Source organism: Azotobacter armeniacus (assembly GCF_054779355.1).
In genome coordinates this window covers 98,988-117,179 of record NZ_BAAGYK010000120.1, presented here as the reverse complement: position 1 = coordinate 117,179, position 18,192 = coordinate 98,988, and the positions used below count along the sequence as shown (strand labels likewise).

Sequence of the window (18,192 nt, the reverse complement as noted above, 5' to 3'; positions counted from 1 at the left end):
TCTGCAATCCGTCTTCTGCAAAATGCCCATACTGTCGAGCCCTTGGCTGCCTTTCCGATGGAGTTGCGAATCCGAATGTCCAGTAATGATCGTCTGCTGGTGCTGCTGCTGCTGCTGTCGCTGCTCGGCGCCTGCCTGTGGGTGCTGCTGCCGTTCGCCTCGGCGCTGTTCTGGGCTGCGGTGCTGGCCTTTGCCAGCTGGCCGCTGATGCGCCTGCTGACCGCCCGGCTGAACGGACGGGCGTCGGTGGCAGCCGGCCTGCTGACCGCCGGCTGGATGATCCTGGTGGCGGTGCCGCTGCTGCTGCTCGGCTTCAACCTGGCCGACTACATCCGCGAACTTACCGTACTGATCAACACGTTGCGCCTCGAAGGCTTGCCGCCGCCACCGGAGTGGCTGGTCGGGCTGCCGCTGGTCGGAGACGAGCTGGCCGATATGTGGCGTGCCCTCGACCAGCAGGGGACGGCTTTCTTCGCGACCCTCAAGCCCTACCTCGGCCAGGTCGGCAACTGGCTGCTGGCACGCAGCGCGAGGATCGCCGGCGGCATGCTGGAGCTAGTGCTGAGTCTGGTGCTGGTGTTTTTCTTCTACCGCGACGGGCCGCGCCTGGAGCGCTTCGTGCAGAGCCTGCTGGAGCGGCTGATCGGCGAGCGCGCCGAGCATTACCTGGAGCTGGTTGCCGCCACCGTGCAGCGGGTGGTCAACGGGGTGATCGGCACCGCTGCGGCCCAGGGGCTGCTGGCGCTGATCGGCTTCTGGATCGCCGGCGTTCCCGGAGCGTTGCTGCTCGGCATCCTCACCTTCGCGCTCAGCCTGATTCCCATGGGACCGCCGCTGGTCTGGATGCCGGCCACCGCCTGGCTGGTCTGGCAGGGCGATTACGGCTACGCGATCTTCCTCGGCATCTGGGGCATGTTCGTGATCAGCGGTGTGGACAACGTGCTCAAGCCCTACCTGATCAGCCGCGGCGGCAACCTGCCGCTGGTGCTGGTGCTGCTCGGCGTATTCGGCGGGATCTATGCTTTCGGCTTCATGGGCCTGTTCCTCGGCCCGACACTGCTGGCGGTGGCCTACAGCCTGCTCAGCGACTGGGTGATCGAACCCGGGCCGGCGGGCCGGGGGGCGGCGGGCGATGTGCGGGCCAGCCATGTGAAGCAGGGGGAGATCGAGGAGGAGCGGATCTCCTAGACCTGCTGCTCACGCTCGAAGGCATCCAGGCTGTCGCGGGCGATCTCCCGGCCGAGCTGAATCAGCTCCGGCGCCTTGTGGAACTCGAAGAAGCGGCACACCTGCTTGGGCACGTTGATCAGTATGTCCGGCGGGTAACCGGCGATCTTGTACTGGGTCAGCGCGGTCTGCATGACCTCGAAGCTCTGGTTGACCAGATCGAGCAGCGTCGCCGGACCGAGGGAGTCGACCACCCTGGCACCGCTAGCCGATTTCGGCGAGCTTTCCATTTCCATGCCGGGCTGCTCGTCCAGTTCGCTGCGCAGGTCGGGCACCGGCAGCGGCGCGCTCTCTTCCTCGCGCCGGCGAAACGGCAGGCGCGAGCCGAGCGAGTCGAGCATGGCGTCAACTCGTCCCTTGAGTGCTGTCTGGCGGTCGTTTACCGGCAGCCGGTAATGCTTGTGGTTGGTCGCGCCGAGGTTGACCGCGACGATCAGGTCGCAGTGGCTGGAAACCACAGGGACGATCGGCAGCGGGTTGAGCAGGCCACCGTCGACCAGCATGTGATGGCCCTTGGTCACCGGCGTGAACAGGCTGGGGATCGCTGCCGAGGCGCGCATCGCCTGGTGCAGGCAGCCTTCCTGGAACCACACCTCCTGATGGGTGGTGAGATCGGTGGCCACCGCGGTGAAGGGGATCGGTAGGTTCTCGATGTTCACCTCGCCGACGATCTCGCGGATGCGCGCGAAGATCTTGTCGCCGCGGATCACCCCCAGGCTGAAGCTGACGTCGAGCAGGCGCAGCAGGCCCAGGTAGTCCAGGCTCTCGATCCACTGTCGATACTCGGCCAGCTTGCCGGCGGCATGGATGCCGCCGATCACTGCGCCCATGGAGCAGCCGGCGAGGCAGCCGATCTCGTAGCCACGAGCCTCGAGTTCCTCGATCACCCCGATATGGGCATAGCCCCGCGCCCCGCCCGAACCCAGTACCAATGCTACCCGCTTGCCCATGGAACCCCCCGTGCCGCTTGTCCTTCGAACCATACGCCGGGCATGGCGCGGCGCCAAGGTGCGCTTTTGCTACAATTCGCCGCCTGTTCAGTTCCCCTCCGAGGATGCCCCGTGAGCGAGCCCATCCGTCTGACCCAGTACAGCCATGGCGCCGGCTGTGGCTGCAAGATTGCCCCCAAGGTGCTGGAAGTGATCCTCGCCGGCAGCGGCGCACAGAACCTCGACCCGAAGCTCTGGGTCGGCAACGCCTCGCGCGACGACGCCGCCGTGTATGCCATCGACGAGGAGCGCGGGCTGGTTTCCACCACCGATTTTTTCATGCCGATCGTCGACGATCCCTTCGATTTCGGCCGCATCGCCGCGACTAACGCCATCAGCGACATCTATGCAATGGGCGGCGACCCGCTGCTGGCCATCGCCATCCTCGGCTGGCCGATCAACGTACTCAAGCCGGAGGTGGCCCGCGAGGTGATCGCCGGTGGTCGGGCGGTCTGCGATGCTGCGGGCATCCCGCTGGCCGGCGGGCACTCCATCGACACGCCGGAGCCGATCTTCGGCCTCGCGGTGACTGGTATGGTGGAAAAGCGACTTCTCAAGCGCAACGATACCGCCACCCTGGGCTGCCGCCTGTATCTGACCAAGCCGCTGGGCATCGGTATCCTCACCACCGCGGAGAAAAAGTCCAAGCTGCGTGCCCAGGACGCGAGCCTGGCGCGCGACTGGATGTGCGTCCTGAACAAGCCGGGCAGCCGCTTTGGCAAGCTGGCGGGGGTCAAGGCGATGACCGACGTCACCGGCTTCGGCCTGCTCGGCCACCTGGTCGAGATGGCCGACGGCAGCGGGCTGTCGGCGCGCATCGACTTCGCCGCGGTGCCGCGCCTCGCCGACCTGGAGTACTATCTGGAGCAGGGCTGCGTGCCCGGCGGCACCCTGCGCAACTTCGACAGCTTCGGCGAGCGCATCGCGCCGCTGCCGGAGCTGTGCAAGCTAGTCCTCTGCGACCCGCAGACCAGTGGCGGCCTGCTGGTCGCGGTGAGCCCCGAGGGCGAGGCGGAGTTCCTCGCCACGGCCGCCGAGCTGGGCCTGGCCTTGGCGCCGATCGGCGAACTGGTCGAGCGACAGAGTCTGGCGGTTGAGGTGCTCTTTTGATGCGCTCCGATACCGCCGACTATCATCAGCTTTTCCTCGATACCGTACCCATGATGGACACCCGCGCCCCGGTGGAATTTGCCTGTGGCGCCTTTCCCGGCGTGCTCAACCTGCCGCTGATGACCGACAGTGAACGGCAGAAGGTCGGCACCTGCTACAAGCAGCACGGCCAGCAGGCGGCCATCGAACTCGGCCACCGGCTGGTTTCCGGCAGGACCAAGGAACTGCGCATCCAGGCCTGGGCGGACTTCGCCCGCGCCCATCCCGACGGCTACCTGTACTGCTTCCGCGGTGGCCTGCGCTCGCAGATCGTCCAGCAATGGCTGAAGGACGAGGCCGGCATCGACTACCCGCGGGTGATCGGCGGCTACAAGGCAATGCGCGGCTTCCTCCTCGACACCACCCGCCAGGCCACGGAGCAGTGTGAGTTCCTCCTGGTCGGCGGCCTCACCGGCACCGGCAAGACCGAGGTGATCGCTGCGCTCGGCAACAGCCTGGACCTGGAGGGCCACGCCAATCATCGTGGCTCCAGCTTCGGCAAGCGTGCCACATCGCAGCCGGCGCAGATCGATTTCGAGAACCGCCTGGCCATCGACATCCTGAAGAAGCGCGCGGCCGGCATCAGCCAGTTCGTGCTGGAGGACGAGAGTCGTCTGGTCGGCAGCTGCTCGCTGCCGCTGGAACTCCACCAGGGCATGCAGGGCTACCCGCTGGCCTGGCTGGAGGACAGCTTCGAGGGGCGCGTCGAGCGCATCCTGCGTGATTACGTGATCGACCTGTGCGCCGAGTTCGTTGCCGTCGAGGGGCCGGAGGCCGGCTTCGCCGCCTTCGCCGCGCGCCTCACGCAGAGCCTGGCGAACATCGTCAAGCGCCTCGGCGGCGAACGCTACCAGCGGCTGTCCGCGATCATGGATGCGGCGCTCGCCGAGCAGGGCGCCGGTCGCGGCGTCGAGCTGCACCGCGGCTGGATCGTCGGCCTGCTGCGCGAATACTACGATCCGATGTACGCCTACCAGCGTGAGAGCAAGGCCGGGCGCATCGTCTTCTCCGGCGACCAAGCGGCGGTGCTGGCCTATCTGCGCGAACGCGCGGCCGGGGCCGACGGCGGTTGATCCCTGTCGCCGCAGGCTCTCAGCCGATGCTGGGGCGGCCGGCAGCCACCTCCGGGCGTGCCTGCAGGGCACCGTGCAGGTAGCCCTCGAACTGCTCTACGATGGCTTCCCAGCCCTGGTGGCTGGCGTGCTGGCGGGCGTTCAGGCGCACCCGGCGCAGGTTCTCCTCATCCTCCAGCAGCCAGCTCGCCGCCTCGGCGAAGCCGCGCTCGTCGTTTGGCTCGGCCAACGCGCCGTTGTGTCCGTGGCGGATGTGCTGGGCGGCCGCCGCCTGGTCGTAGGCGACCACGCCGAGCCCGGAGGCCAGCGCCTCCAGCACCACGTTGCCGAAGGTTTCCGACAGGCTGGGAAAGAGGAACAGGTCGCCCGAGGCGTAGTGGGTGGCCAGTGCCTCGCCCAGCTGCATGCCGCAGAAATGGGCTTCCGGCCATTGCAGCTGGAGGCTGGCGCGCAGCGGACCGTCGCCGACCACCACCAGCTTCAGCCGGCGCTGCGGATGGGCCGTCTGCAGGCTGCGGAAGCTGCTGCCGAGCAGGCCGAGGTTCTTCTCCACGGCCAGCCGCCCGACGTGCAACACGGCGATGTCGTCGTCCCCCACCCCCCAGCTGGCGCGCAGGCTGGCGGAGCGCCGAGCGGGGTGGAACAGCCGGCTGTCGACCCCGCGAGAGAGAAGTCCCAGCCGCTCGAAGCCGCGCCGGGTCAGCTCCATGCGCTGGCTGGCGCTGGGCACCAGGGTCAGCCGGGAGTGGTTGTGGAACCAGCGCAGGTAGCGGGTCAGCAGGCGGGTCAGCAGGCCGAAGCCGTAATGGCCGCTGTACTGCTGGAAGTTGGTGTGGAAGCCGCTGACCGCCGGAATCCCCAGGCGTCGCGCGCAGCGCAGGGCGGACAGACCCAGTGGGCCTTCGGTGGCGATGTAGATCACGTCCGGGCGTTCGCGCTTCCAGCGGTGCAGCAGCTTGCCAGTGGCCGACTGACCCCACTGCAGCCCCGGGTAGCCGGGCAGCGGCCAGCCGCGGGTCAGCAGCAGCTGCTCGTCGCTGCGCCGGCCCTGGTCGGCGTTCTGTCGGGGGCGAACCAGTTGCAGACGATGGCCACGGTCGCGCAGTCCGGCGCACAGCCGGCCCAGGGTGTTGGCGACGCCGTTGACCTCGGGGGGAAAGGTTTCGCTGATCAGGGCGATATGCAGGGCGGTAGTCATAGCATCAGTCTCGGACGATGACATGTCAGACAGATGACGGACTATTGACGTTCCGGTGACGACCGCCGTTTTGCTGCGACGTCTGCACGCCGCCCTCGCGCACCCAGAACAGCGTGGCGCCGGCCACCGCGGCGGGCATCACCAGCAGGTTCAGGCCCGGCACCAGCAGCGCGGCATAGGTGACGCCGCCAAAGCTCAGGCTCTGCCAGCGCCGCGCACGCAGCCAGGCGAGCATGGCGTCCCAGGAGAGCTTGTTATTGTCGGCCGGGTAGTCGATGTACTGCACGGCCATCATCCATACGCCGAACAGCAGCCAGAGTGGTGGGGCGAGCAGATTGAGCACCGGGATGAAGGAGAGGACCAGCAGAAACAGCGCCCGTGGCAGCAGATAGGTCAGCTTGCGCCACTCGCGGCTGAAGGTGCGTGGCACCAGGGCGACCAACTCGCGCCAGTGAAAAGACGGGAAGGGGTCCTCGCCGCGCACCACCACTTCCACCTTTTCCGCCAGGAAGCCATTGAAGGGCGCGGCGATGACCGTCGCCAGGAGGGTGAAGGTGAAGAACACGATCAGCACCACCAGTCCGACGAACAGCGGCCACAGCAGGTAGTCGAGGAAGGCCAGCCACTGCGGCAGGTTGGGCATGAGGGTGTCGACCCAGAGCTCGAACTGGTGCACCGCCAGGCCGATCAGCGCAGCGAAGAGCAGCAGGTTGACCGCCAGCGGTAGCAGGACGAACAGCCGCAAGCCAGGACTGAGGACCAGTTTCAGGCCTTCGCGCAGGTAATGTGGGCCGGACAGGACAGACTGGGGCATGGAGTTCTCCGGAGTCAGATTCGCGCCGACCTTACCGGCTTTGCCGGGGCAGGAAAAGCACTGCCAGGGACAATGATAGAAATTACCTATGAAGAAGATTAATTTTGAGAATTTCCGTATGCCGGGCTCAGCAGGTAACTTGCCATCATTGATTTGAGAACTACTCCACAGTTGCTGGGGCCTCCGCTCTCCTTGAAGTCTTCCCTTAGCGTGGTGGCCCCTTTTTCTTTTCCTGTTCAGGCCTCATGGCGGGTTGTTGCAGCGCACACCGCTCGGGCCGTTTTATTCCCCTCCGCGCCGTGCCGTGGCTCCCCTGGCCACGGCAGCGTGTGCCGCGCATCAGCGCCGACACAGCATCCTTACCCTTCTTCGCCCCTTCTTCGCCGCTCCTCCCCAGACTACCTAAGCCGATAGCGTATAAGCCCATTGGCCGGGCGATGAAGATAGGCTCTGCCTATGAGTGGTATTGGCTTTAAGCATTTCCTCTGCTGGGGGGGAGGGCGTTAAGGTGCCGTTCATCCTATTGTGATTCAGTCGATGGACAGGAGAGCCTTGCGCTTCCCGGTCGACCCGCTGCTGGCGGTCCCTCATCACCAAACCAACCCTGCAAAGGAAAATCCGTGAAAAAGCTCCCCCTTGTCGTCGGTGCCTGCGTAGCCGGCTACCTGGCCACCGTGTTCGTCGTCGACCGCTTCGATGAGCGCGTCAGCCGCCAGCACCTGGCCGGCGCCGAGCTGAAAGACCTGGACCGCCCGACCATCGAGGCCTTCAAGGTGCTGAACAGCAACGGCTGCCAGTACTGCCACAGCCGCAACAGCGAACTGCCGTTCTACGCTGACCTGCCGATCGCCAAGCAGTTGATGGAGAAGGATGTCGAGATGGCCCAGCGCCAGTTCAACATCGAGTCGCTGCTGGCCAACGTGCTGCAGGACAAGGCGGTGTCGGAAGTGGACCTGGCCAAGATCGAGTCGGTCATGCAGGACAACGCCATGCCGCCGAACCTCTACCTGGGCATGCACTGGCGCTCCCGGCTTTCCGACGCGGAGAAGGGCGTGCTGCTCGACTGGGTGAAAGCCGAGCGCCTCAAGCAGCACCCAGCCGGCAACGTCGACGGCGCTTTCAAGTACGAAGCGATACAGCCCATCACCACGACCTTCCTGGTGAGCGCTGCCAAGGTCGCGCTGGGCGAGAAGCTCTACCACGACACCCGCCTGTCCGGCGACGACAGCGTGTCCTGCGCGAGCTGTCATGCGCTGGACAAGGGCGGGGTCGACCGTCTGGACGTTTCCGTCGGCGTGGGCGGCTCGAAAGGCCCGATCAACGCGCCGACGGTGTTCAACTCCGCCTTCAACGTGCACCAGTTCTGGGATGGCCGGGCCGCCGATCTGCAGGAGCAGGCAGGCGGGCCGCCGATGAACCCGCTGGAGATGGCCTCGACCTCGTGGCAGCAGATCGTCGGCAAGCTGGCGCAGGACGGGCCGCTGAGCGCGGAGTTCGCCGCCATCTACCAGGACGGCATCACCGCGAACAACATCACCGACGCCATCGCCGAGTTCGAGAAGACCCTGATCACGCCGAACAGCCGCTTCGATCTCTTCCTGAAGGGGAATATCGACGCCCTGAGCAGCGTGGAGAAGGAAGGCTATGAACTGTTCAAGGCCACCAAGTGCGCGACCTGCCACGTGGGCGAGGCGATGGGCGGCCAGTCCTTCGAACTGATGGGTGTGAAGGGGGATTACTTCGCCGAGCGCGGCAATGTCACCGAGGTGGATTACGGGCGCTACAACGTGACCAAGGATCCGAACGACATGTACCGCTTCAAGGTGCCGACCCTGCGCAACGTCGCCCTGACCGCACCCTATTTCCACGATGCCAGTGCCAAGACTCTGGAAGAGGCGGTCGACAAGATGGCGGAGTACCAGGTCGGCGTGAAGCTGTCGAAGGGCGAGATCGGCAAGATCGTTGCCTTCCTGCAGACCCTCAACGGTCAGTATCGGGGCCAAACCCTGCAGTAGAGTAGCCAGGCGGTGCCGGGGGGCTGCGCCCCCGGCCCTGCTTTTTTCCTTGCGGCTCAGCCTTTGCGGCCGAGCGGCTGGTTCTCGAAATGCACGCCGGCCAGGCCGGACTGCATGAACGCGCGGATGTTGCCGTGGTCGCTGCCCGCGGGGCTGGCCAGCACGGCGCGGTAGTGCTCGCCGAAGGCCAGCAGGGCCTCCTCGTCGCTGAAGCCTTCCAGCAGCGCCAGGCCCAGGGTCTTGCAGGAGCCCTCGTTCTGCCCGGCGGCGTTTTCCACCGAGCCGTTGCCAAAGGCGCTGGGCCGATAGTCGTAGTGCGCGGCAATGAAACCGAGGGTTTCGGCGAAGGCGTGTTCCCCGCTGCGCAGACGGGCACGGAAGTCGTTCAGATCGGTCATTGTTTGCTGCTCTTCTCGAAGGCGGCCCGCTGTTCGGGGCTGGCCTCTTTCTGATATTTGCTTTTCCACTCGTTGTAGGGCATGCCGTAGATCTCCTCGCGCGCCTGCTCGACGCTGAGTTCGATGGAGAGGTCATCGGCGGCGGCCTTCAGCCATTTCCACATGCAGTTGCGACAGAAGCCGGCAAGGTTCATCAGGTCGATATTCTGCACATCCGGCCGGCTGCGCAGGTGCTGGACCAGGCGGCGGAAGGCGGCGGCTTCGAGTTCGATGCGTTGTTCTTCGGTCATCTTGATTCCCCGGCTGACAGTCGTCGGTGGAGAGCGGGACCGCCGGCGAGGCGGCCGTCGCAGGCTGTGTGAAAACTACTGCGCTCGGTCGTGCTGCATTGAAATCAAACCGGGACGCGGCGTCTCAGAATGCTCATTTACACCACGTGAATTGCGCTTCTTCGCCTGATTGACTCGCTGCGCTCGCCCTGCGGGCCAGCCTTCGGCTGTTACTCCGCTTCGCTGCGTTGCGCCTTGCCTGACCTTCGCTCGCTACGTTTTCACACGGCCTGGTCGGGCGCGATCATACTCCGTCGCCGACGGCCCTCACCAGCGCGCCCGGGCGGGCCGCGATCAGGCGTCGCGGCGGGCGGCGAGGGTGATCGACACCGACTCGGCGAAGCGCAGGGCGTGGGGCTTGTCCACCTCCACCTCAGCGTAGCGCACGCTCGCGTGGCTCATCACCAGGTCGAGAATCTCCTGGGTCAGGCGCTCGAGCAGGGCGAAGCGGTTCTCCTCCACGTGGCGGATGACCGCCTTGGTGAGGGTGCGGTAGTTCAGGGCCTGGTCGATGACGTTGTCGCGTACGGCGTCCACGACGGGGTAGAGCACGGTGAGGTTGATCAGCACGTCCTGCTTGTTGAGGATTTCCTCCTCCTTGATGCCGATGTAAGTGCGCAGGCGCAGGTCCTTGACCCGGATCCGCGCCATGCCTGGTTCCAGTCGCGGCATAGCGTATTGCTCCGTCCTGTCGATTGTGGAGGTTGGGGCACTCACTTGAGGTGGCGGCCGCCGTTGACCGTCAGCGTGGTGCCGGTGACATAAGGATTATCCAGCAGATAGCGCAGGCCCAGATAGATCGCTTCGGCGCCGGGCTCGATGCCGAGGACGGACTTGGCCAGGGTTTTGGCCCGGTAGGCGGCGTCGTCCTCCGGTTTGAAAAGGATCAGCGCCGGGGCGATGCCGTTGACCTTGATGCGCGGCGCCAGGCGCGCGGCGAAGGACAGGGTGAGGTTGTCCAGGCCGGCCTTGCTGGCGCTGTAGGCGATGTGCGCGGCGCTGCCCTTGCGCGTCACGTCATCGCCGATGTGCACGATGTCCGCCGGGCTCGAGCGCTCCAGCAGCTCGGCGCAGTGCAGGTTGATCAGGTAGGGCGCCAGCATGTGCACGCTGAACAACCGCTGGAAGGTCTGAGCCTCCTCGCCGGGGGCCTCGCTCAGCCACTCCGAGGCGTTGTGCACGATGGCGCGCAGGCATCCAGTGTGGCTCTTGAGCGCGTTGATGAAGGCGAGGATGCCGGCCTCGTCGGCGAAGTCCGCCTGCAGGGTCAGCGCGCCGCGCTCACGCAGGCGCGAAAGGCCCGGCCGTTCGCGGCGGAAGGTAACGATCAGTGGCTGGCCCTCGTCGAGCAGCCGCTCGGCGCAGTGCAGTCCGATGCGCTGGCTGGCGCCGGTGATCAGGATGGGGGCCGGGGACGCGCTCATGGGGGACTCGCACAGCCGATGGAGTGGGTCCAGCGGCGCAGCATCCGGGTACCTGACCAGTAGTAGGGACGCCGCACCACCGAACCTGTTGGGAACTTATAGGAGTGTCCGACTTTGCACAACCGTACCCACCTTTACCTCAGACGAAGGTATGACGGTTCGATACAGATCTTGCCGCTGTCTTGAGTCGTTAACCTTGGAGTAATGATCATCCATCCAGCTTGATTGAGCGCTCCCCGGCTGCCCCCCCTACCGTGAGGCCTCGATAGCGGAACCCGTGGAGCAAGCATGACAACAACAATTTCCCCCCCGCCGCAGTGGTCGCGCCGGCGCAGCGAGAAGCAGCGCCGGCTCGAGCAGGTGCGTGGCCTCGCCGATGGCGTGGTCCTGCCGAGCGACAGGATAGTCGCCGCCCTGGAAACGCTGATCGCCCCCGGCGATCGCGTGGTGCTGGAAGGCAACAACCAGAAGCAGGCGGACTTCCTGTCCCGCTCGCTGGCCAAGGTCGATCCCGGCAGGCTGCACGATCTGCACATGATCATGCCCAGCGTCAGCCGCGCCGAGCACCTCGACCTGTTCGAGCGCGGCATTGCCCGCAAGCTCGACTTCTCCTTCGCCGGCCCGCAGAGCCTGCGCATCGGCCAGTTGATGGAGGACGGCCTGCTGGAATACCCGCAGGGCGTCCTGATGGGTGGCGAAGCCCTGGGTCAGGGTGATGAAAGTGGCCTCGCGCAGTTCGGCCAGGTCGATCTCGGCCTGGCTGGCGAACGGCGAGTCGACCGGCACGGCAAGGAAGATGTCGTCGCGAAACAGCGGCAGCCAGTCGCAGTCCGGATCGGCCACGCTGTCGTTGAGCGAGACCAGGATGGCGTCCAGCTCGAGGTTCTTCAGCTTGTACAGCAGGTCGATATTGGAGCCGAGGATCAGGTCGATGTTCAGCTCGCTGCGCCGGAGCTTGAGGCCCATGATCAGCTGCGGCACGGTCTTCACCGTCAGCGAGTAGAGCGCGCCGAGCTTGAAGCGTTCGGCGGAGAAGCCGGCGGCCTCACGGGTCAGGCGCACGGTGTCGAGCATGTCGGCGATCAGCTTCTGCGCGCGGTCCTCCAGCACATGGGCGCTTTCCAGTGGACTCAGCTTGCGCCCCTCGCGCTTGAACAGCGGGCAGCGCAGGGCGTTCTCCAGCGAGTGCAGGGCGCGGTGCACGCTGACCGTGCTGGTGTCCAGCTCGGCGGCGGCGCGCGACAGGTTGCCGCTGCGCATGAAGGCCAGGAAGATTTCCAGCTTCTTGAGGGTCAGTTCTTCGTCGATCTGCATGGTGTCGATACCGCTGGATACTTGGGTGGCCACCGCGATCGGCCGCCACTGGTCACCGTTTCGAGTCTACCGAGTGCTGCACCCCCAATACACTGCAGGGCAATCGTATGAAGGGGCAGGTGCAGCCGTTCACTTCCTCTCCCGCGTGCGGGAGAGGGCTGGGGAGAGGGGAGAAAATCGTTCATGCGATTGCCCTGCAATGCACTGTCTGCCGCGACACCCGCAAAGGCAGCGGCAAATTGACAATTGTCTGGAATACCAGACCTGCCGCATCATCTGCACTTTCGACGAAGTCGCCATGTAGTCCGGCAATGGCCGCGGCGGATTCGGCTTTCATTCACCTTTGGTCAATTAAGGAGAGGGCGTGAACGATATCCAGCATTTCCTGGCTCATGCCATTCAGTTGGAGAAGGAGTCGGCCCGCCGCTACGGTGAGTTGGCCCAAGCCATGCACAAGCTCGGCAACACCGAGGTGGCGGAATTCTTCGAACAGATGTCGCACTATTCCCGCCTGCACCAGAAGGAAGCCATGACGCGTGGCGGCTTTCATGACCTGCCGAAGCTGGCTGCCGACGAATACGACTGGCCCGACGGTTCCAGCCCGGAAGCCGCCTGGGGCCCTGTGGACCCGGACATCGATGTCCTCGGCGCCATGTCGCTGGCCATGCATGGCGAACAGCGCAGCCACGAGTACTACCAGATGATCGCCGACGAAACCGACGATCCGGAGGTGAGGACGATGGCTGCGGAGTTCGCCGAAGAGGAAGCGGATCACGTGGTCCAACTGGAGGTCTGGCAGGCCAACCTGGCGAAACTGACGGCCTGCTGAGTACCGCCTGGACATTCCGCCGGGACTGGAACCTGTCCGGGTCCGGCAGCGCCAACTCTTTCGAAGGCCGGACGAAGATCGACGCTTCGTCCGGCCTTCGGCTTTCAGGGGGTCAGAATTCCAGCGTGGTCGAGAGCTGGAACTGCCGGGGCTCGCCGAGCGATACGAAGTACTGGTTGGCGCTGGACGAGTAGTAGGTCTTGTCGAACAGGTTCTTCACGTTGAGCTGGAGGCTGAGGCTGTGTTCGCCATGCGCTCAGTCGAGCTGTTTCCCGGCCTCGTCAAGCGCTGGCTGGCTTCTGGTCTTCCACAGGGAGACCAGGACGCCGCCGAGCAGGAGGCTGAAGGTCACGCCGAGCGATACCCCGGCCGGAATCTTGCCGATGAGGTTGACCAGGAGGATCTTGCAGCCGATGAACACCAGCACCAGGGCCAGGGCATATTTCAGGTAGGCGAAGCGGTGGATGAGGGCCGCCAGGGCGAAGTACAGCGCCCGCAGGCCGAGGACGGCGAAGATGTTCGAGGTGTAGACGATGAAGGGGTCCAGGGTGATGGCGAAGATCGCCGGCACGCTGTCCACCGCGAAGATTACATCGGCGCATTCGATCAGGATCAGCGCCAGCAGCAGCGGCGTGGCCCAGAGCACGGTCTTGCCGCTGGAGTTGGGCTGGTGGACGAGGAAGCGCCCCTCGTGCAGCCGGTCGGTCACGCGCAGGTGGCGGCGCAGGAATTTGACGAACCTGTTGTTTTCCAGGTTCTGCTCGTCGTCGACCCTGGAAAACAGCATTTTCAGGCCGGTCAGCAGCAGGAAGAGACCGAAGACGTAGAGAGTCCAGTGGAACTCGGCGATCAGCGCGGCGCCCAGGCCGATCAGTAGCGCACGCAGCACGATTACCCCGATGATGCCCCAGAACAGCACCTCATGCTGGTATTTGCGGGGAATCGCCAGGTAACCGAAGATCATCGCCATGATGAAGACGTTGTCCATCGACAGCGACTTCTCGATCAGAAAGCCGGTGTAGTACTCCAGGCTCGCATCGATGCCCTTCCAGTGCCAGACCAGCAGGCCGAACAGCAGGCCGGCGCTGATGTAGCCGGCGGAAAGCAGCAGGCTTTCCTTCACGCCGATCTCGTGATGGTCGCGGTGCAGCACGCCGAGGTCGAAGACCAGGAGCGCGATGACGATTCCGATGAACAGCAGCCACAGCCAGGTGGCGGTGCCGAGAAAGGTGGTCGTGGCAAACGCCATGAGAGCATCCATGAGCCCCTCCTTGCAGTCGAAGTTGTACGAACTGTGACTCCGACATGGCGGCAACGACCGTCAGAGGGGCCCGGCGTCACGCATTCAGGTTAGTGGCCCCGCACGGGGCTTTCAAGCGCGAAGCCGTTGCAAGCTTTTTAAGGTCGCCGCTGCTAGGCGTCAGCCGCCGAGCTTCAGGGCTGGAAGCGGTAGCCGACGCCGATTTCGGTAAGGATGTGCTGCGGCTGGGCCGGGATGCGCTCGATCTTTTGTCGCAGATGGCGCATGTAGCATGTAGATCCGCAGGTACTGATTGTTCTCCACCGCGCGGCCGCCCCAGATCTGCAGCAGCAGCTGCTGCTGGGTGAGTACCCGGCCGGGGTTCGAGGCCAGCAGGATCAGCAACCGATACTGGATATCGGTCAGATGCAGGGGGGCGCCGGCGCGGGTGACGACGCGGTGCACGCAGTCGATCCGGCAGTCGCCGAAGTCGATGGTCGGCTCCGGCTGTTCCCGCTCCGAAGGGCTGCGCCGCAGCAGCGCTCGGCGACGCGTCCGAGACCGGGCCGGTCGGGATCAGCGATCCTGCAGGGAGTAGGCGAAGGGTGTGCACTTCCAGAGTGCCGCTCGTCAGCAGTTCCGGCGGTCTTGTCGCCGTTGCCGGGTCGGGCGGTGGCAGGCGCTGCACCTGGCGAAGGCTCGACGGCTTGGGCGGCAGGGGCCAGCCACAGACCGCAGAGCAGCAGGCTGGCGGAGGACTGTTCAGGTTGGCTGGGTTGCAGAATACGATAGGGTGTACGTGGGCAGGATATGTTGAGTGGGGGCAGGACGGACTGGCGCTGCCAGGACAGACGGAGCAAGGGTGACTTCGCCATGGCCGTTCGTCAGGGGCCGCCAGCTTGCCCATCACCCTGGTGATTTGTAAGGGAGCTGTCGTACCCGCAGAACAAGAAAACAGTACAAAGGATAATCAGTCCCATAACGTGTGCGGGGCGAGTGCGCTCCCTAGGCCCAGTAGGTCGCGTCGTCGAGGATCTCCTGGTCCTGAGCGAAGGCCTTGGGCAGTTCCTCCTTGAGCAGTTCGATCCAGGTGCGGGTCTTGGCGTCGAGGAAGCTGCGCGAGGGGTAGAGTGCGTAGATGCTCCGCTGGTGCAGCTGAAACTGCGGCAGCAGACGCTTCAGGGTGCCCTGGCGCAGGGCCTTGGAGGCGACGAAGCTGGGTAGCAGGCAGACGCCCATGCCAGCCGCCGCGGCCAGGGCCATGGCTTCCGGGACGTTCACCTGGAAGTGGTCGCTAGGGCGCACGATCATTTCCGTGTCGCCGTCCTGGAACACCCAGCGGTCGGAGAACAGCGGGTCGACCAGGCGCAGGCAGCGGTGCTCGTGCAGGTCCTGGGGACGTTTCGGGATGCCGTGCCGTTCGAGGTACTGCGGCGCGGCGCAGACCACGCTGTGCAGGTCGCCCAGGCGCTGGGCCACCAGCTCCGAGTCGGGCAGGTCGCGGGACAGGGTGATGACCACGTCGTGGCCTTCCTCGAGCAGATCCGGCACCCGCTGCGACAGGGTCAGCTCCAGAGTGACCTCGGGATAGCGCGCGGTATAGCAGGCCACCAGCGGCGCCAGCTGCAGGGTGCCGAGGCTGGTGATGGAGTGCACGCGCAGGCGACCTCGGGGGGTCAGGTGCGCACCGCTGGCCTCGATGGCGGCATCCTGCACTTCGGCGAGGATTGTCCGGCAGCGCTGCAGGTAGCGCTCGCCGGCCTCGGTCACCGCCAGACGGCGGGTGGTGCGGTGCAGCAGGCGCGCCTGCAGGCTGGCCTCCAGATCGGACACCAGCCGTGATACCTGGGCGTTGGAAAGCTGCAGGGAGGTCGCCGCGGCGGTGAAGCTGCCGCTGTCCACCACCCGCACGAAGGCGCGCATCGCTTGCAGAATGTCCATGACTATTACTCCGAGACAGGAAACAGGCCGATTATGCGCAAAGCCGCCTGGCTTGTTGCTGTGGAAATCAGTCGAAAGCCTCTGGCGAAGGCTTTTTCCGTCCGTTCACCGCCCACTCCTCTCGATGAGGATCCGTTCCTGAGTGCATTCGCCTGCTATGGCGCTGCGTATCGTGGGCGGCTGGGGGCCGATCAGTCCGGCCAGGGTCGGGCCTTCCCGGAAGTCCACCGGCAGCCGTATCTGGATCTCGTGGAGCCGGTTGTTAGTGCAGAGAAAGCTGAAGCTGTTGGGCGCATCCGGATGGGTCCGCCGGAGGATTTCCAGCAGCGTGCGGCGTTCGACGCTCTGGCCGATGTTCGCCCGGATGTACTGGCCGACCTCCGAGTCGTTGAGGGTCCGCACCGCCGTCACCGCCTTGCGGAAGTAGGCGTCGTCGTCCATGTCGGTCTGGCAGGTGCCGTGCTTTTTCCATTCGTAGTTGCCGAAGCTGTTCTCGAACTGGAAGTTCGGCATCCAGGGTTTGACGAAGGAAAGTGTCTCCTCGCTGAGCTGGATATCAGACTTGGCGCAGTTGCCGTAATTCTTTCCGCACTCTTTCTTGTTCGGCCAGAGTCCGTGCAGGGTGAAATTGGCAATATTCAGTTCGCCACTTTCCATGGCCCGGCATTCGGGTTTCTGTTTGCTCTTGCTTTTAGCCAGCTTGTGTTCGCAGAAACCTGGCTGCCAGGTGACGGCCAGCACGTAGCTGTCCTGCAGGCCCGGGGTCTGGCAGACGCCGGCGGATGGCTGTCTGGTCTGGCGGGCAGCCGGCTTTGCCAGGTTCATGTCCCGGATGCTGCCGCATTCTTCCGGCACCCAGCGCAGCGCTTCGATACCGCCGGTCATTTCGATCCGCAGCCACTGGTACTCCCGCTCGTCGACTTCACGAATCCGGTACTCGCGGCCGACTTCGGTCTTCGCCGGGCCGGGATTGGTCTTCTTGCGGAACGACAGGTAGGCATCGCAGCTCTGGCTGGCGACGAAGATGCCGGAGGCGGGCTGACTGGCCCAGGCGGCGTTGAACAGGACGCAAAGCAGGGCGGTCAGGGCAGTTTTCTTCATGGCGATGTGGGGACGGTCTTAGGGGCTTGGACGTAACCGGTGCGCTTGAACGGGCGATTGTGGCGCCGGCATCCGGACAGGACATTCGGGTGGGCGCGAGCTGGGCAGGGCATTGCCCCGACAGCGCGTGGCAGTTTGCGGATGGCGTTCGAGATTATTCCACCGCTCCGGGCTTGTCCATGGCGAGGGGCCATGGCATGGCTGTCCGCAGGCGTTGGCTCATCTGCTGCCGGGACCGGCTCCTCAATGCAGCGCTGCCACTACTTCCACCTGACGCAGACGCTGGCTCAGCTGCAGGCACTCGGCCGGGTCGTCGCAGAGCAGCAGGGCGCGCTGCAGGTCGAAGCGCTCGCCCTGCGGGCATTCGAGCCGCTGATAGAGATCGGCACGGGCAAGATGGTCGGCGACGCTGGGCGGACCGAGCAGCAGAACCCGCTCGGCGTCCTTCAGGGCGGCTAGCGGGTCATCGTCCTGCAGGTGCAGCTGGCGCGATAGCTGCTGCAGCAGGCTGTGCGGGGCGCAGGGCTGCAGATGGCGGCCTTCGAGTTCTGCCTGCGGGCCGAACCGGCACAGCAGTAGCTCGCGGCAGTCGCGAGTGTACAGGCGGCGGCCGCTGACGGGGTCGAGCAGGTAGTCGGCATTCTCCATGCGCAGCAGGATGTGTCCGGGAAAATCCACGCCGTGCAGGGGAATTTCCAGGCGCCGGGCCACTTCCAGGGCGATCAGCGCCAGCGCCAGCGGGTGGCCGCGGCGCTGCTGCAGCACCCTGTGCGGCAGCGCTGCGGGCGGGCGCAGGGGCAGGTGGTCTTCCTCGTGGAAGCCCAGGTCGTGCAGCAGGCGCAGCAGTGACTGGCCCAGCTCCCGCTGCGGCAGGTTGGGCAGGCCGGCGGCGATCTGCTGGGCCAGTCCGCCGACTTCGCACAGGACGAACTCGGGGCGCAGCGTGACGTCGTGCTCGGTAGCGATCCACAGGGCCGCCTCGAATATGGCCGGCGGATCGCGTTGCAGGCAGGCAAAGCAGGCTTGGCGCGAGTTCATGGGCACACTCCAGTATTGTCCTGTTTTTAGCCGCTGCGGGGCGATCCGTCCAGAAGGCACCGGCCGCTATATTCCGGGGGGCGGGCCTATACTCAAGTTGAATATCAGCCAGG

At 65.3% G+C, this 18,192-nt stretch carries 18 protein-coding genes and 3 pseudogenes; 6 read left to right on the top strand and 15 right to left on the bottom strand.

The features are described 5' to 3' along the window. The first annotated feature begins 75 nt into the window (after nucleotides 1–75). Nucleotides 76–1,188, top strand: coding sequence for an AI-2E family transporter (locus ACYVD0_RS16735; RefSeq protein WP_460427863.1), 1,113 nt, complete (start codon nucleotides 76–78; stop codon nucleotides 1,186–1,188). Here the strand turns inward: ACYVD0_RS16735 and ACYVD0_RS16730 are convergent. After that, nucleotides 1,185–2,177, bottom strand: a complete 993-nt coding sequence (locus ACYVD0_RS16730; protein WP_460427862.1) for a patatin-like phospholipase family protein — start codon at nucleotides 2,175–2,177, stop codon at nucleotides 1,185–1,187. The two genes, ACYVD0_RS16735 and ACYVD0_RS16730, sit on opposite strands and share 4 nt — an antisense overlap. A 111-nt stretch (nucleotides 2,178–2,288) precedes the next feature. Here ACYVD0_RS16730 and selD point away from each other — a divergent pair, with 111 nt between their 5' ends. Then, nucleotides 2,289–3,326: a selenide, water dikinase gene (gene selD, locus ACYVD0_RS16725; protein WP_460427861.1), complete on the top strand. Its 1,038-nt coding sequence runs from the start codon at nucleotides 2,289–2,291 to the stop codon at nucleotides 3,324–3,326. After that, nucleotides 3,326–4,438: a tRNA 2-selenouridine(34) synthase MnmH gene (mnmH, locus tag ACYVD0_RS16720; protein WP_460427860.1), complete on the top strand. Its 1,113-nt coding sequence runs from the start codon at nucleotides 3,326–3,328 to the stop codon at nucleotides 4,436–4,438. The genes selD and mnmH overlap by 1 nt, the downstream gene beginning before the upstream one ends. A gap of 19 nt (nucleotides 4,439–4,457) precedes the next feature. Here mnmH and ACYVD0_RS16715 read toward each other — a convergent pair whose 3' ends face one another. Both ACYVD0_RS16715 and cysZ read right to left on the bottom strand, forming a co-directional pair. After that, nucleotides 4,458–5,660: a glycosyltransferase family 4 protein gene (locus tag ACYVD0_RS16715; RefSeq protein ID WP_460427859.1), complete on the bottom strand. Its 1,203-nt coding sequence runs from the start codon at nucleotides 5,658–5,660 to the stop codon at nucleotides 4,458–4,460. Between the two features lies 1 nt (nucleotide 5,661). Then, nucleotides 5,662–6,450, bottom strand: a complete 789-nt coding sequence (gene cysZ, locus ACYVD0_RS16710; protein WP_460427858.1) for a sulfate transporter CysZ — start codon at nucleotides 6,448–6,450, stop codon at nucleotides 5,662–5,664. Nucleotides 6,451–7,070: 620 nt separating this feature from the next. Between cysZ and ACYVD0_RS16705 the strand changes: the two genes are divergently transcribed. Beyond that, nucleotides 7,071–8,465: a cytochrome c peroxidase gene (locus ACYVD0_RS16705; protein WP_460427857.1), complete on the top strand. Its 1,395-nt coding sequence runs from the start codon at nucleotides 7,071–7,073 to the stop codon at nucleotides 8,463–8,465. 56 nt (nucleotides 8,466–8,521) lie between these two features. Here the strand turns inward: ACYVD0_RS16705 and ACYVD0_RS16700 are convergent, their stop codons facing one another. The 4 genes from ACYVD0_RS16700 to folM all read right to left on the bottom strand — a co-directional run bounded on the left by ACYVD0_RS16700 (nucleotide 8,522) and on the right by folM (nucleotide 10,616). Next, complete coding sequence (locus ACYVD0_RS16700) at nucleotides 8,522–8,863, bottom strand: HopJ type III effector protein (protein ID WP_460427856.1); 342 nt, start codon at nucleotides 8,861–8,863, stop codon at nucleotides 8,522–8,524. Next, nucleotides 8,860–9,153: a DUF1244 domain-containing protein gene (locus tag ACYVD0_RS16695; protein ID WP_460427855.1), complete on the bottom strand. Its 294-nt coding sequence runs from the start codon at nucleotides 9,151–9,153 to the stop codon at nucleotides 8,860–8,862. The genes ACYVD0_RS16700 and ACYVD0_RS16695 overlap by 4 nt, the downstream gene beginning before the upstream one ends. 333 nt (nucleotides 9,154–9,486) lie before the next feature. Next, the gene (folX, locus tag ACYVD0_RS16690) at nucleotides 9,487–9,864 is read right to left on the bottom strand and encodes a dihydroneopterin triphosphate 2'-epimerase (protein ID WP_460427854.1); all 378 of its coding nucleotides are present in this window, start codon (nucleotides 9,862–9,864) and stop codon (nucleotides 9,487–9,489) included. Between the two features lie 41 nt (nucleotides 9,865–9,905). Further along, nucleotides 9,906–10,616: a dihydromonapterin reductase gene (gene folM / locus ACYVD0_RS16685; RefSeq protein WP_460427853.1), complete on the bottom strand. Its 711-nt coding sequence runs from the start codon at nucleotides 10,614–10,616 to the stop codon at nucleotides 9,906–9,908. 288 nt (nucleotides 10,617–10,904) lie between these two features. Between folM and ACYVD0_RS16680 the strand changes: the two are divergent. Then, nucleotides 10,905–11,285, top strand: a pseudogene (locus tag ACYVD0_RS16680) (malonate decarboxylase subunit alpha); the annotation flags it as partial. Here the strand turns inward: ACYVD0_RS16680 and ACYVD0_RS16675 are convergent. Both ACYVD0_RS16675 and ACYVD0_RS16670 read right to left on the bottom strand, forming a co-directional pair. Further along, nucleotides 11,274–11,930, bottom strand: a pseudogene (locus ACYVD0_RS16675) (LysR family transcriptional regulator); the annotation flags it as partial. The pseudogenes ACYVD0_RS16680 and ACYVD0_RS16675 sit on opposite strands and share 12 nt — an antisense overlap. A 181-nt stretch (nucleotides 11,931–12,111) precedes the next feature. Next, on the bottom strand, nucleotides 12,112–12,267 hold the full coding sequence (locus tag ACYVD0_RS16670) for a hypothetical protein (protein WP_460427852.1): 156 nt from the start codon (nucleotides 12,265–12,267) through the stop codon (nucleotides 12,112–12,114). A gap of 27 nt (nucleotides 12,268–12,294) precedes the next feature. On the opposite strand from ACYVD0_RS16670, the gene ACYVD0_RS16665 reads away from it, so the two are divergent. Then, complete coding sequence (locus ACYVD0_RS16665) at nucleotides 12,295–12,759, top strand: ferritin-like domain-containing protein (RefSeq protein ID WP_460427851.1); 465 nt, start codon at nucleotides 12,295–12,297, stop codon at nucleotides 12,757–12,759. Between the two features lie 112 nt (nucleotides 12,760–12,871). Here ACYVD0_RS16665 and ACYVD0_RS16660 read toward each other — a convergent pair. The 6 genes and pseudogenes from ACYVD0_RS16660 to ACYVD0_RS16635 all read right to left on the bottom strand — a co-directional run. Beyond that, nucleotides 12,872–13,006 (bottom strand): annotated as a pseudogene (locus ACYVD0_RS16660) (hypothetical protein); the annotation flags it as partial. Between the two features lie 9 nt (nucleotides 13,007–13,015). Continuing rightward, nucleotides 13,016–14,020 (bottom strand): TerC family protein, encoded by a 1,005-nt coding sequence (locus ACYVD0_RS16655; protein WP_460427850.1) that lies wholly within the window; start codon nucleotides 14,018–14,020, stop codon nucleotides 13,016–13,018. Between the two features lie 159 nt (nucleotides 14,021–14,179). Then, the gene (locus tag ACYVD0_RS16650) at nucleotides 14,180–14,464 is read right to left on the bottom strand and encodes a response regulator transcription factor KdpE (protein ID WP_460427849.1); all 285 of its coding nucleotides are present in this window, start codon (nucleotides 14,462–14,464) and stop codon (nucleotides 14,180–14,182) included. Nucleotides 14,465–15,004: 540 nt separating this feature from the next. Then, nucleotides 15,005–15,940: a LysR family transcriptional regulator gene (locus ACYVD0_RS16645; RefSeq protein ID WP_460427848.1), complete on the bottom strand. Its 936-nt coding sequence runs from the start codon at nucleotides 15,938–15,940 to the stop codon at nucleotides 15,005–15,007. A gap of 105 nt (nucleotides 15,941–16,045) precedes the next feature. Then, entirely contained in the window at nucleotides 16,046–17,041 is a 996-nt protein-coding gene (locus ACYVD0_RS16640) for a ribonuclease T2 (RefSeq protein ID WP_460427847.1), read from the bottom strand. Nucleotides 17,042–17,284: 243 nt separating this feature from the next. After that, on the bottom strand, nucleotides 17,285–18,079 hold the full coding sequence (locus tag ACYVD0_RS16635; RefSeq protein WP_460427846.1) for a SirB1 family protein: 795 nt from the start codon (nucleotides 18,077–18,079) through the stop codon (nucleotides 17,285–17,287). Nucleotides 18,080–18,192 lie beyond the last annotated feature (113 nt).